Raw genomic sequence first — 11,959 nt, 5'->3', positions numbered from 1 at the left:
GGTTCTGGAAGAACAACCAGAACCGATCGAACCCCCAGCGGGGTAGGTTTCCTGCTGGTTCGGGGTTTTAGGTTGAATTCCATAGTGTTTCGGTGGTCATAGCGTTGGGGAAACACCCGGTCCCATTCCGAACCCGGTAGTTAAGCCCTTCTGCGCCGATGGTACTGCACTGGTTACGGTGTGGGAGAGTAGGTCGCCGCCGAACTTAATTTGCCCTGCGGGTCGAGCGCCATTGAGCGCTCCCCGCAGGGCTTTTTCACGTTCTTTTCCATGCCTTCGTGCAAGTGGTGCCGTGTTCATTGAGCGGCTGTCCGGGTGATGACGCCCCGGCGAGCGGGTGACACGAGTCAAGCCCGGCTTCCCGATCCCTACCGTGATCGTCATGAACGAGCAGTGGGCAGGGGAGGCACCTTTGCGGTGGCGAGCGCGCAGGAGGCGGGGCAGGCACGCCCGCGAGCCCGCGCCGTCCTCGCAGTCGGTCCTGCCCGCGGTGCTCGGCGTCGTGCTGCTGGTGTGCCTGATCCTCCTCCTGCTCACGTACCTCTAGCGGGACTGCAGCGCGTCGAGCGCCACGGCCTGGGCGATGACCAGCCGGCGATCGACGCCAGGATTCTGGACGGTGACCAGGTAGTGGTCACGAATCCAGGTCTTCTTGTCGACGCTGAACACGGGAGCGCCGTTCTCCGCGACGAAGTCGAAGTGATACCGCATGGGGAACGGCGCGTCTCCGATGAACGGAATCCACTGCCACAGCCGGCGAAAGCCCGCCAGCCACTTGTTGCGTTCAGCCCCGGTCACCGCGGGCAGGCCCGGCTGTTCCAGGTGCCAGGTCGACCGCAGCAGCGACTTGGCGAAGTCCTTGCGGAACAACCCGATCCGCTGCCCGTTCGCGTCCGTCACGTCGTAGCCGCTGCCGAGGTCGATCGCCTTGCGAGCGTTGAACTCGAACAACACCTGGCTCTTCGAGGAGTCGGTGTAGATCGTGATCCGCTCCTTGATCTTGAGCCTCTTCTGCTCGGCGAAGCCGACCTGCCCGCCGGGCTTGCCGTTGTCGTCGGCGAAGACCTCGTAGCGGTTGACCATGAACGTGACCTTTTGGTGCACGTGCAGGACGTGCACGTTCTGCAGACTCACAGCTCACCCTTCTCGACAGGCACGGGGGTCAGGCTCCCGGTCGGGAACCGTCGCTCGTTGCGCTCGATCTTGGCGAACGAGGCCTCGATCAGATCGACACCGAGCTTGTCCGCGAGCCTGGTGAGGTAGTGCATCACGTCCGCGAGCTCGTCTCTCACGTTCCACGCGAGTTCGGGGTCTTTCATCGCGTTTTCCGCCTCTTCCGGCGTCAGCCACTGGAAGAGGTCGGTCAGCTCCCCGACCTCCCCGGACAACGCCATCACCAGGTTCTTGGGCGTGTGGTAGCTGTCCCAGTCGCGGGCAGCGGCGAACGCGCGCAGGGCGTCCCTCAGGTCCACGAGATCACGCTGACTCATGACTCACTAACTACCACGTGGACGAACGAGCAAGGATGGCGGCTGATGAGGCATGGATCGTCCGCGTCAATGTTGATTAGCTCTAGTCATGTCAACATCGAGCGCGATCAACACCTCGTCCATCCTCGTTCTCGGCGCCACCGGCAAGACCGGCCGCCGTGTCACGGCTCTCCTCGGCCCCGCCGCCCGTCCGGCGTCGCGCTCCGCGTCCACGACGTTCGACTGGTCAGCCCCGGACACCTGGGAAGCCGCGGTCGCCGGCACCACCGCCGTCTACGTCGTGCCGCCGGACAACCCCTCGCAGCTCGCGGAGTTCGTGACCGTCGCGGTGAAGGCCGGCATCACCCGGCTCGTGCTGCTGTCGATGCGCGGCGCCCCCGAGGGCGACCCGTTCGAAGCGGCGATCAAGGACTCGGGCGCCGAGTGGACGATCCTGCGGCCCACCTGGTTCATGCAGAACTTCGACGAGGACCTGTTCGCCGAGCCCGTGCAGAACGGTGAACTCGCCGTGCCGGCCGGTCAGGGCGTCCACCCGTTCATCGACGTCGCGGACATCGCCGAGGTCGCCGTCGTCGCCCTGACCGAACCCGGTCACCACGGGCAGACCACGACCTGAGCGGGCCCGAGGCGTTGTCGTTCGCCGAGATGCTGGCGCGGATCGTCGCGGTGACGGGCAAGCCCGTTCTGTACAACGACATCGAGCCGGACGAGTTCGCCGCCGCGTTGCGCGGGCTCGGCTACCCGGACGAGATCGCGGACCTCGTCACGATGCTGCTCATGCGCATCCGCACGGGAGAAGAGGCGCACCTGTCCGACGGTGTGCAGCGGGTCCTCGGCCGTGCGCCGCGGACGTTCGCCGACTACCTGGGCAGCAGCAAGTTCGCCTGAAGACCGCGCGTGCCCTCGTTGGTGATGACGGCTTCGCAGAGCGCGCGCCCCGTGCGGGCGCGCCACTCCTGCGCCATGTCGCAGTAGCGAAGGCCCATCGCATACGTGAGCTGGCCGATGCTTTCGCCTTCGAGCAGCACCTCAAGTGTGTGTTCACCGATGTGAGAGCCTCTGGCGATCCGGCAGTCGCGGAGTTCAGCGATCACGTGAACGGGAGTGCGGCCGTTCACGACACGGTGCAGCACGTGCTGATGGGCCCTCTCGCCCATGACGGCGACCTGTTGTTCAGCGGGCAGCGTCGGAGCCGTGCCGAGTGCCTCGTGGTCGAGCAGCAGCAGCCGCGGCACGCCGAGATGCAGGTGCACGCCGTAGGGCTGGCCGCCGCCGATGATGCGGGCCGGGCACGAGCCGATCTCGCCGCGCTCGGCCAGTTCGGACAGGAGCGGCTGGTATTCGAGGGCCTGCTCACTGCGCAGGTAGCCGGCGGTGGTCGCGGTGCCGTCGCCGCGCAGCAGGTCGACTCGCACCGCCGCGCGGTCGTGCCGGCCGGGGGACTCCGGCACCAGCACCGCGGTCGCCGGGACGGAGCTGTCGTCGTTGAGATCGAGCGTGGAGAGCCTCGCGACCTCGGCGATGGCGTCCTGGTGATGCGCCTCGCCGACGATCGCCACCCGCCCGGCCGTGGACAGCCGTCGCAGGCGAGACCGAGTGCGCGACGGGGCGATCTGCTCGGCCGAGCTGTGCTTGGTGCCGATGAACATCAACGCGAACAGCGCGAGTCCGATGACGAAGCCCAGTGGGCCGAAAGCAACGGTCAGAACCAGCGCGAGCACGGCAACGGCTATCAGGACTGCGGCAGGCGAAGGTTCTGTGCGTTGCTGCATCGTCATGGGGCATCCTCACGACTCGGCTTCCCGTCACTCTCAGTGTCGGGCATGCCGGACGATGCGTTTCACAGTTCGCTCATTTGGCCTAGTACGACGAACTGGAGACTCCAGCCCGTGACCAGAATCGATCAGTGGACCAGGGTGAGGCGCGCGCGGCCTCGCGGCCCCGGTTCCCCGCCACCCGGCAATGCGGTCAGCACGAGCCCGAACACCAGCCCGTTGAGTTCCTCAAGGCCCAGATTCAGTTCCTTGGCCACGTGCAACGGCGGTGTGCCGTTCTCGCGGAGGACCCTGAACACCTTGGTGAGCAGTTTCGAGGTCTCGCGGCGCGTCATGCCGCCCTGGACGAGGCTGTGGACGTTCGCCCATTTCGTGAACTGGTCCCTGCCCACGTGCCAGTGCCGGTGGTCGGTGCCGGGCAGTTGCCGCTGGGGCATCAGGAACTCGGCGGCGAACTCGTGCGGCTCGTCGTGCCCGAGAAGCACGGCGAGCTGGACGGCCGCGTCGAACCGCGCCTGCTCCGGCGTCGCCGTCGGCGCGAGGAACAGGAACGGAGTTCCGTCGTGCCAGCAGGAGAAAGCTTCCTGCTCGACGCAGTCGACCGGCAGCGAGAACACCCGCACACCACGAGACTCCAGCAGCTGGACCATGTTCGGCGCCGGCCCGGCGGCGATCCGCCACGCGTCACGCGTGCCCTGCGGCGACGTCCGAGGCGGCGGCAAAGAGGGCTGGGGAAGCACGAACAGCCGCTCCAGCCAGCCGTTGAACTCAATCGCGAGCTGCGCGGCAGCCGTCGCCTGGGCGTCGTCCGGCGCGTTCTGCGGCCGCGGAGGCTCCGGCGCGGTCAGGAACTCGGCCGGAAATCCGAGCGCTCCCGCCAGCGACTCGACCGCGGCGGCCTTGGGCCTGCGCAGCCCGCGCTCGTACTCGCCGATGGCCCGCGCCTGCACGCCCGACTTCCGCGCCAGCTCGGCCGCGGTGAGTCCGCGCCGGGTGCGGGCGAGCGTGAGTCGCGAGGGCGTGAGCATGATCCGGCCATTGTCGCTCTTGGACCGTCGCGATGCCACGCGGGTCCTGGTGCACTGATCAGATCAGCGTTCCGCGACCGTTCGACCTGGTCACGGGTTCGTTGCACTCGCGGTCGACATGTATCAGCCGGGCAACTTCCTGCGGCCTGGGTTCGGAGGCCGAGCGAGTGCTCGCCACCGTCGAGCTTCCAGCCGTGGCTCAGCGCCGGAGCGCGATCGGGAAGTCCACCTCCTCCGGACCATCCACATTGGGCGTCCTGCGCTGCGGGAACTCCATCGGCGGCAACGGGATCCGATGCGCCCACCGCTCGATGATCTGGTTCTGCGGCGTCGGCTCCGGCTGCGACACCTCGCGCAACACCACGAGCCGATCCTCCAGCTGCAGCGGATACGTCACCAGGAACCACAACTTCAGCCCTTCGCTGCGCATGTTCTCGAACAGCGCGAACTGGTCGTGGTCGTTGTCCCGCATCATCGCCGCGATGGCGGGCCCCTTCGCGTAGTCGCTGCGCAACGGCGCCTCCGGCGACCCCGTACCGCGATTGCCCTGCAACGTGCCGAGCAGGATCGGGCGGGACGGGTGCTGGATCAGGCCAGCGTTCCAGTGGTCGAGCCGCTGCCACCCCTCGGCCGCGAGGAGCTGGCGCAGCGTGCCCACCCGGTGGATCCAGTCGAGCAGGCCCGGCGCGTTGGTCGGCCCGAACGGCGGCGAGGCGGCGCGTGCGTCGATACCGGCGGCGATCGCGCGGTCCAGGATCGCGAGGCGCAGGCCCAGGTCGGCGAGCTTCTCGCCGGTGGTGGGGGTGAGCTTGCGGAAGGCGGCGTTGGTCATGGGCCGACGGTAGCGACGGGGTCTGACATTTCCGGGAAACTGCTGGTCATGTACCGCTACGTCGACGTGGGCCCTGCTCCGCCCGCCACGTCCGAGGCCACGTCGAAGGTCATGCGCCGCACTCGCCGCGTCGGCACCGCGCCGGAACTGGCGGTCAGGAGAGCGGTGCACCGCCGGGGGCTGCGCTACCTCGTCGACGTCGCCCCGCCGGGCACCAACCGCCGCAGACGTGTCGACGTGCTGCTGCGTGGGGCGCGGATCGCGTTGTTCGTCGACGGATGCTTCTGGCACTCGTGCCCGGAGCACGGTCAACTGCCGAAGGCGAACCGCGAGTGGTGGAGGGTGAAGCTGCACGGGGTGGTCGTTCGCGACCGGGACACCGATGTGCAGCTCACGTCCGCGAGTCCGGCCAAGACATGAAAGTGCGGTGCCCCGGGCGATGTCGCCCAGAGCACCGCACTCGCGGCCCTTCTCCTGGTCAGGCCGCCACCGGCATGAGCTGGTGCAGCACGTCCCGCTCACCCAGCCGTTCCTGAGCCCACTCGACGACCGAGGCCTCCTGCGCGAACAGCACGATCTGCCGGTCCGCGGACAGCTGCAGCAGCAGGTCGAGCAATGCGCGCGTGCGGGAGTCGTCGGCCTGCACGGTGACGTCGTCCAGCAGAAGCGGGCACGGCTCGGAGGCGAGGTGCTGGGCCAGGGCGACGCGCAGCAGCAGGTAGATCTGTTCGGCTGTGCCGAGGGACAGGTGCGCGGCCTGGTGCCACGACTCGGAGGCCGCGCACACGCGCACGGTCAGGGTCGACGGGTCCACGGCGGCGTCGACGTACCGGCCGTCGGTGATCGCGGGCAGCCAGGTTCGGAGTGTGTCTTCGAGGGCAGGGGCGATGGTGCTGTGCACCTTCTCGCGGGCCGCGGTCAGGTAGCGGGAGGCCAGGTCGATGGCCTCCACCTCGGCGGTCACCTCGGCCAGCGCGGCCGCGGCGACCTGCACGGCTTCCTCCGCTTCCGCGACGCTCGGCAGTGAGCGGGCCATCTCCGCGACGGTCGCGGCCAGCGAGTCCGCGGACGCGGCCAGGGACGGGTCCACCGGGGCGCAGGCCGCGTAGCGGAGGGCCGCTTCCAGCAGGGTGGCGTGGTGGGTCTGGGCCGCGGAGAGGGTGGCTTCCAGGTCGTCCAGGGTTCCCGAGGCCAGCAGTGACTGGAGTTCGGCCCACGCCTTGCGTTCGGCCTCGGCCTCGCGCAGGAGGTCGTCCCAGCCGCGTTGCCACTCGGCGATCGCGCGCAGGAGGTCCTCTGGGCGTTCGCCGGTGCGGCCGATCGCGGTCACGGCCTCGTGCAGCAGGACGAGGGCTCGGGTGTGGGCGGCGGTGGCCTCGGCGACGGTGGCCTCTGCCTGGCGGCGGTCTGCCAGGGTCTGGGACAACTGGGGGCGATGGGCCGCCATCAACGCCTGGCGGGCGCGCACCTTGCAGTCGGTCTCGTAGTCCACCAGCAGGTCCGGCACGGGCATCGCGGCGTCCACCTTGCCGCGCGCGGCGAGTTCCACCCGGATCGCCTTCTCGGTGCGTGCCACCTCGGACACCAGGTCGGCGTGCTCGGCCTCCCAGGCGGGGCGGTTCGCCAGGCGCCACAACGTTTCGCGGTCCGCTGGCACGCCCAGCGACGCGCACTCGGCGACGGCCGAGTCGTGGACGCGGGCGGCCTCCACGGCCACCGCTCGCTGGCCCTCGGCCTCTGCCAGGGTGCGGTCGGCGGTGAACAGCACGCTTCGTGCCTGGGCGGCGGCGGTCGCGCGGTCGGCGGCGAACGCGATGGCGATCTCGCGCTGGGCCGCGTTGCCGCGGGACATCGCGCCGCCCACGCCCGCCACCAGCGCGGCGACGAGGACGCCGATCGCGGCGAGTTGCTGGCCGGTCAGGAAGAGCAGCACGCCCACCATGCTCGTGAGGCAGCTCAGGGCCAGCAAAGCGTTGCGCAGGAACGGGTTCGGCACCGCGATCTCCTGCACGCGGGTCGCTGCCACGTCCGCTTCGACCTGGGTGCGGGCCGCGCAGGCGGCGGCCTCGTCCTGGTGACCGCGGGCGGTGTCGACGTCGATCGACGCGGTGGTCAGGCGGGCGCCGGCGGCCGGGTCGAGGCGCGTGGCCAGTCCGCGCAGCACGGACGGTTCGGCGGTGGTCCGCGGTGACGGTCGGCGTTCGTTGTGCGCGGCGGCGACGGCGGACGCGGTCGCGTAGGCCGAGGCCACGACGCGAAGTTCCTCGTCCAGCGCGGTCTCGCCGACCGGGAAGTCCGGCAGGGCACGGAGTTCGGCCTCCAGCGCCGCCGCGGACGGGCCCGTCAGCGCGCGCGGGGTCGGCGCGGCACGCCACGCGGCCAGCGCGCGATTCACCACCTGGGTCAGCTCTTCCTGCGCGGCCAGACCGGACGGCGGCGAGTCGCCGAAGCGCTCCTGCAGTTCGCTGAGCCGCGTCACCCGAGCAGAAAGCGCGTCGAGCGACGCCCCGTGTTCCTGCACGGCCAGGCGAGCGCGAGCCGCGGCGGCCGAACGGGCCTGCGTGCTCAGTTCCAGGTAACGGGCGTGCTCCCGGCGAGCCGCGGTCAGGTCGGTTTCGGCCTCGCGCAAGCGGTTTCGCGCGTCCCGCAACGCGTCCACGGGCGCGGTCAGCCGTTGCAGCGCCTGCTCCACCGTGCCGTCCGTGCCCGCGGTGGCCGCCGCGCGCCGCAGGTGGTCCTGCAGGCCGTTCGCGGCGTCCAGCACGGTCAGCAGCTGTGCCTGGTCCACGCACGCGGTGGCGGCGAACGACGTGCGGTCCAGACCGAGCCGGAGCGAGATGTCCGGGGACGCGTCGTCGTTCAGGTCACGGTCCACCGCGACGACTTCACCGGACTCCAGCGACACCATGGCTGCCACCCGCCAGGACTCGCCGGTCCACGGACGATGCCGTGACGACGGTTCACCGCACAAAGCAGCGCGGATGGCGGCGTGCCAGGACGACTTCGCGGACTCGTTCACGCCTGACACCACGGTCAGACCGGGCGCCAACGGCAGCGTGCGATCGTGCAGTGGCCCGAACGCGTGCGCGGTGACGGACTCGATCCTCAACGTTCCTCCAACGCCCGCAGGCCGGTCGACAGCACGCGGCCGCGCAGGGCCACGTCCAAAGAAGGATCTGCGAGCACGTCGCGCACGAACTGGCCGCGCACTGTTCGTTCCGCGGCGACGGTGTCGAAGTCCAGCAACGGGAACGTCCGCTCGGCGTCCAGCCAGCCGAGCGACCGCGACGCCGACACGTCGAACACCTCGCGCGACACCGAACCGTCCTCGCGCACCGTGCACAGAACGGCCCCGCGCTCGCCGGTCTCACCTGGCGTCAGCGGATCAGGGTTGCCGGGGAACGTGTAGTCGGCGGCGTGCTCCGGCGTGTGCACGTGGCCGAGGAACGCGTGGTCCAGCCCGGTGATCGCGACGTCACCGGGCGTGGAACCGTGGCACAGGGCCAGGTTCACGCCGCCGCGGTTCACCGCGAAACCGTCGAGGACGTCCCGCGCGGGGCCGGGTCCGACGTGCGCGGAGCCCCACAGCGTGACGCCGTCGGTGAGTTCCACCGGAGTCAGCGACTCCGACGAGAACACGTGCACGTTCGGTGTCCAGTCCACCTGCTGGTAGACCGACTGCGGCCCGTACCAGTCGTCGTTGCCCGGCGCCAGGAACACCGGCAGCGAGCAGTCGAACGCCGACTGCAGGAACGCGGCGGTGGAAGGGGAACAGCGATCGTGCTCGTAGAGGTCGCCGGCGCAGAGCATCGCGTCGGCGCCGGTCTCCCGGGCGAGGTCCACGATGTGACCCAGGGTGTCGCGCAGGGCTTGACGCCGCTCCGGGCCCGCGCTGGGAAAGCGCGTGTCCAGGTGCAGGTCCGCGAACAGCAGCAGTTTCACCGGTGCCTTCAGGTGAGTTCGATGGTGCCGGACAGGGTCAATGGCAGGCCGAGCGCCTCGCTCACGGCCGCGGTGTCGGCGTGCCAGCCGACCAGTTCCGCGACGGTGGGGGTGAGTTCGTAGCCGTGGTGACGGATCGCGCGGCTCAGCGCGTGCCACAGCTGTGAGGCGTCGTACGCCACATCGGGGTCTGCGTGGAACGGAAGGCTGACCAGCAGCGCGTGCACCGGCTGGTCGGTGTTCTCGGCGCCGCAAGCGCGCGCCACCGACCGCTCCACGGCCGTGCGCAACAGTTCGGCGCAGCAACGAATTCGCACGCCGTCGAGCTGATCCGGGCGTGCCAGCAGGTTCGCGACGCAGGTCAGCCGGTCCTGCACGTCCGAGGGAAGGTTCATCGCTGCAGCCACCCCGCGAGCAGTTCCGTGTCGCGGATCAGCACGTCCAGATCTCCGCTCTCACCGCCGACGCGGCACGCCTGCAGCAGGTCGATCGCCCACGACCCGACGACGTCCTCCAGGTGCGGCAACACCTTCGCCGGTTCGGTGAGGTCGTCGAGCACGGCCAGCGCGAGCTTCTGCCTGGTCGTCAACGCGCACTCCAGCACGCGTTCGACCTCGGCGTGCGGCATCCCGCGTCCGAGCCGCTCGCGGCGGAATCTCGCGTGTGACGCCTCTTCCAGGGCCGTCCGGCAGCACGACGCCACCAGTTCCGCTCGCAGCGTCTCCGGCAGATCTTGGTCGGTGCGCATCGCACGGGCGTCGTTCAGGCACCGGCCGACGGCGTCGTCGGACATCCGCACCTGCACGACGGATCCCTCGCTGCGGCAGACCTCCCAGACGGTGCCGCTCAGCCGCAACCGCCGCAGCGCCTCCACCAGTCGTTCGTCGTGTGTGAAGACCACGACCTGGCGGGTGAGCCCGACGTCCGCGAGCACCTGCGCCAAGCCGTCCACTTTGGACGCGTCCATCGCCTGCACGGGGTCGTCGATCAGCACGAACCGGAACGGGCTCTCGTCCACCATCGCGCGCGGCAGGAACAGCGCCAGCCCCAGCGAGTGCAGCTCTCCCTGGCTCATCACCGCCAGTGCCGAGTTGGAGGCGCCGTCGACCGACACGTCGAGCTCGACGTTGCGGGCGCCGCCCATGCGCACCGCGCCCAGGTCGACGTTGCTCTGCTGGCGCAACCGCTGCCAGATCCGCTGCGACTCCTTGGCGAACGGTGCGATGCGCTCGGACCGCAGGGTGGCCGCGGTCTTGCGGATCCAGTTCTCCGCCTCCGTCACGTCGGCGAGCCCCTCGGAGTCCTCCAACGCCTGCTGTGCCTGGGAATGCCACTCGAACAGCGCGATCGCCATCGGCCGCCACACCAGGTCGCGCCGGTCGATCTGCTCGCGCGCCACGGACTTCAGCTGTTCCACGGCCAGCGCGAGCTCCGCGTAGCGGTCGAACATCTCCTGGCGCAGCCGCACCGGGTCGTCGAACGAGACGCAGGCCTCCCACGCGTGCCACGCCTGCAGCACCGCCGTCGTGTCGAGCATGTCCTGGGCCTCGACCAGCACGTCCGGCGCCGGCTGGCACAACGCGCGGGTGGCCGCCACCGCCACGTCCAGCCGGTCCGCGGCCTCGTGCAGGTCCGCGGCGGCCTTGGCGAGGTGCTCGGCGCGTTGCTTGGCCTTGCCGAGCCACAGGTTGTCGAGCCGGCCGAGGTCGCACACCGGGCACGACTCGGTGCCGCCGGACTCCTGCAGCTGGATCGCGAGCCGCAGTATCTCGCTGCAGCGCAACGAGTCCTGCGCGTTGGCGGTCGCCACCGCGGTCACCGCGCCGAGCGCCAGGTCGAGCGTCTCGCGGACCCGGTCGATCTCGTCGTCGGGCGGCAGCGTGATGTCCACGATCTGGTGCAGCAGGCTGGTTCCGCTGCCGACGTCGGCCCTGAGCGCGAGGTCCGCGATCGCGTCGAGGTCGGGGGAGTCGCTGCCGAGCAGTTCAGCGGCACGGCGGGCGCGTTCGTCCGCGGAGGCCGCGAGTTCGGCGCGCACCCGTTCCCGCCGGTCGTAGGGGCGGGCAACGATCTCCGCAAGGCGCTTGCGGTGCTCGGCGAGCGACTGCTGCGCCTCGGTGATCGCCTCCAGGCCCAGAAGGCGGTGCATCGCCTCGTAGAGATCTTCTGGCTGTGCGTCGAGAACGGTCCCCAGCTCGCTGTACGGCAGAAACGGCCGGTAGGTCTCCAGCGCGTCGTGCCACCTGCGGTCGTCGAACGGCTCGCCGTCCTGCGTCCACTCGCCCTGGGCCGGGTCCTCCTGCGGCGCCCAGCGTCTTCGGATCGTCGTCCTGCCCGGTCGCGCGGCCTGGACGAGGTCCAGCTCGACGGCGGTGTCAGGCCGGTGCAGGTTGCGCCAGCCCTGCAGCCACACGTCGTGCCGCGCACGGGTCCAGCGGGCGTTGTAGCCGGTCAGCGCCAGTTCCGCGGCCTCGGCGAAGCTCGACTTGCCAGAGCCGTTGCGGCCGGTGACGACGGTCAGGCCAGGACCCGGCGCGAGCGGCAGGCGTGCCTGGGGGCCGATGCCCCGGAAACCGCGCACCCGGATCTCCGACAGGTAGATCCCGTGACCGGGGCCGTCCGTCTGCTCCCGCGGGGCGCCCTCCTGATCGGGCACGCCGGCGAGGGCGCGGTCCAGCGCACCATCGCCCCGGCACGCCGCCAGCACCAGTTCTGCCGCTCGTGGGGTGAGATCGTCTTTGGCCAGTCGCCCGGCCATCAGTTCGAGTAACCCGGCTTCACCCGCCACGGTCACATTTCCTCCAGCTGCCACCACTCGATAGGGCGGCAACTTAGGCACGAAAGTGGAGCTACTGACGAGTACTCACACGATCGAGTGGTGTTACATAGGGT

Annotated in this window: 13 protein-coding genes and 1 rRNA gene; 5 read left to right on the top strand and 9 right to left on the bottom strand. The window is 70.0% G+C overall.

Annotated elements, in window-relative coordinates:
- Window positions 1-88 precede the first annotated feature (88 nt).
- A 5S ribosomal RNA gene (gene rrf / locus OG205_RS21235) occupies window positions 89-205 on the top strand.
- A gap of 177 nt (window positions 206-382) precedes the next feature.
- A complete protein-coding gene (locus OG205_RS21230; RefSeq protein WP_177230081.1) occupies window positions 383-547 on the top strand; it encodes a hypothetical protein in 165 nt (54 codons plus the stop codon).
- On the opposite strand, the gene OG205_RS21225 is transcribed toward OG205_RS21230, so the two are convergent.
- A complete protein-coding gene (locus OG205_RS21225; protein ID WP_330277976.1) occupies window positions 544-1,134 on the bottom strand; it encodes a hypothetical protein in 591 nt (196 codons plus the stop codon). The two genes, OG205_RS21230 and OG205_RS21225, sit on opposite strands and share 4 nt — an antisense overlap.
- Window positions 1,131-1,490 carry a nucleotide pyrophosphohydrolase gene (locus OG205_RS21220; RefSeq protein ID WP_330277975.1) on the bottom strand — a complete coding sequence of 120 codons (360 nt, stop codon included), beginning with the start codon at window positions 1,488-1,490 and terminating at the stop codon, window positions 1,131-1,133. Before OG205_RS21220 ends, OG205_RS21225 begins: the two co-directional genes overlap by 4 nt.
- Before the next feature lie 88 nt (window positions 1,491-1,578).
- Here OG205_RS21220 and OG205_RS21215 point away from each other — a divergent pair, with 88 nt between their 5' ends.
- Entirely contained in the window at window positions 1,579-2,106 is a 528-nt protein-coding gene (locus OG205_RS21215; RefSeq protein WP_330277974.1) for an SDR family oxidoreductase, read from the top strand.
- A 29-nt stretch (window positions 2,107-2,135) separates the two neighbouring features.
- Complete coding sequence (locus tag OG205_RS21210) at window positions 2,136-2,378, top strand: hypothetical protein (RefSeq protein WP_330277973.1); 243 nt, start codon at window positions 2,136-2,138, stop codon at window positions 2,376-2,378.
- Here the strand turns inward: OG205_RS21210 and OG205_RS21205 are convergent.
- The 3 genes from OG205_RS21205 to OG205_RS21195 all read right to left on the bottom strand — a co-directional run bounded on the left by OG205_RS21205 (window position 2,351) and on the right by OG205_RS21195 (window position 5,125).
- On the bottom strand, window positions 2,351-3,268 hold the full coding sequence (locus OG205_RS21205; RefSeq protein ID WP_330277972.1) for a hypothetical protein: 918 nt from the start codon (window positions 3,266-3,268) through the stop codon (window positions 2,351-2,353). The two genes, OG205_RS21210 and OG205_RS21205, sit on opposite strands and share 28 nt — an antisense overlap.
- A gap of 125 nt (window positions 3,269-3,393) precedes the next feature.
- The gene (locus OG205_RS21200; protein ID WP_330277971.1) at window positions 3,394-4,293 is read right to left on the bottom strand and encodes an XRE family transcriptional regulator; all 900 of its coding nucleotides are present in this window, start codon (window positions 4,291-4,293) and stop codon (window positions 3,394-3,396) included.
- Window positions 4,294-4,492: 199 nt separating this feature from the next.
- Window positions 4,493-5,125, bottom strand: a complete 633-nt coding sequence (locus OG205_RS21195) for a hypothetical protein (RefSeq protein WP_330277970.1) — start codon at window positions 5,123-5,125, stop codon at window positions 4,493-4,495.
- Window positions 5,126-5,173: 48 nt separating this feature from the next.
- On the opposite strand from OG205_RS21195, the gene OG205_RS21190 reads away from it, so the two are divergent.
- Window positions 5,174-5,545 carry a very short patch repair endonuclease gene (locus OG205_RS21190; protein ID WP_330277969.1) on the top strand — a complete coding sequence of 124 codons (372 nt, stop codon included), beginning with the start codon at window positions 5,174-5,176 and terminating at the stop codon, window positions 5,543-5,545.
- A gap of 58 nt (window positions 5,546-5,603) precedes the next feature.
- On the opposite strand, the gene OG205_RS21185 is transcribed toward OG205_RS21190, so the two are convergent.
- From OG205_RS21185 to OG205_RS21170, 4 genes are read right to left on the bottom strand one after another with little or no spacing between them, the layout of a single operon-like run.
- On the bottom strand, window positions 5,604-8,234 hold the full coding sequence (locus OG205_RS21185; RefSeq protein ID WP_330277968.1) for an AAA family ATPase: 2,631 nt from the start codon (window positions 8,232-8,234) through the stop codon (window positions 5,604-5,606).
- A complete protein-coding gene (locus OG205_RS21180) occupies window positions 8,231-9,067 on the bottom strand; it encodes a metallophosphoesterase family protein (RefSeq protein WP_330277967.1) in 837 nt (278 codons plus the stop codon). Before OG205_RS21180 ends, OG205_RS21185 begins: the two co-directional genes overlap by 4 nt.
- Before the next feature lie 8 nt (window positions 9,068-9,075).
- A complete protein-coding gene (locus OG205_RS21175; RefSeq protein WP_330277966.1) occupies window positions 9,076-9,462 on the bottom strand; it encodes a hypothetical protein in 387 nt (128 codons plus the stop codon).
- Window positions 9,459-11,861, bottom strand: a complete 2,403-nt coding sequence (locus OG205_RS21170) for an AAA family ATPase (protein WP_330277965.1) — start codon at window positions 11,859-11,861, stop codon at window positions 9,459-9,461. Before OG205_RS21170 ends, OG205_RS21175 begins: the two co-directional genes overlap by 4 nt.
- Between the last annotated feature and the right edge of the window lie 98 nt (window positions 11,862-11,959).

The sequence above is a fragment of the Lentzea sp. NBC_00516 genome, assembly GCF_036346835.1.
Classification (GTDB): domain Bacteria; phylum Actinomycetota; class Actinomycetes; order Mycobacteriales; family Pseudonocardiaceae; genus Lentzea; species Lentzea sokolovensis.
Note: the sequence above shows the minus strand (reverse complement) of the source record. Positions and strands in the feature narration are given on the sequence as shown.

Excerpts from the sequence above, each read along its gene's own strand:
- OG205_RS21230 (WP_177230081.1), top strand. The coding sequence starts at position 383 with ATGAACGAGCAGTGGGCAGGGGAGGCACCTTTGCGGTGGCGAGCGCGC.
- OG205_RS21220 (WP_330277975.1), bottom strand. The coding sequence starts at position 1,490 with ATGAGTCAGCGTGATCTCGTGGACCTGAGGGACGCCCTGCGCGCGTTC.
- OG205_RS21215 (WP_330277974.1), top strand. The coding sequence starts at position 1,579 with ATGTCAACATCGAGCGCGATCAACACCTCGTCCATCCTCGTTCTCGGC.
- OG205_RS21210 (WP_330277973.1), top strand. The coding sequence starts at position 2,136 with ATGCTGGCGCGGATCGTCGCGGTGACGGGCAAGCCCGTTCTGTACAAC.
- OG205_RS21205 (WP_330277972.1), bottom strand. The coding sequence starts at position 3,268 with ATGACGATGCAGCAACGCACAGAACCTTCGCCTGCCGCAGTCCTGATA.
- OG205_RS21200 (WP_330277971.1), bottom strand. The coding sequence starts at position 4,293 with ATGCTCACGCCCTCGCGACTCACGCTCGCCCGCACCCGGCGCGGACTC.
- OG205_RS21195 (WP_330277970.1), bottom strand. The coding sequence starts at position 5,125 with ATGACCAACGCCGCCTTCCGCAAGCTCACCCCCACCACCGGCGAGAAG.
- OG205_RS21190 (WP_330277969.1), top strand. The coding sequence starts at position 5,174 with ATGTACCGCTACGTCGACGTGGGCCCTGCTCCGCCCGCCACGTCCGAG.
- OG205_RS21175 (WP_330277966.1), bottom strand. The coding sequence starts at position 9,462 with ATGAACCTTCCCTCGGACGTGCAGGACCGGCTGACCTGCGTCGCGAAC.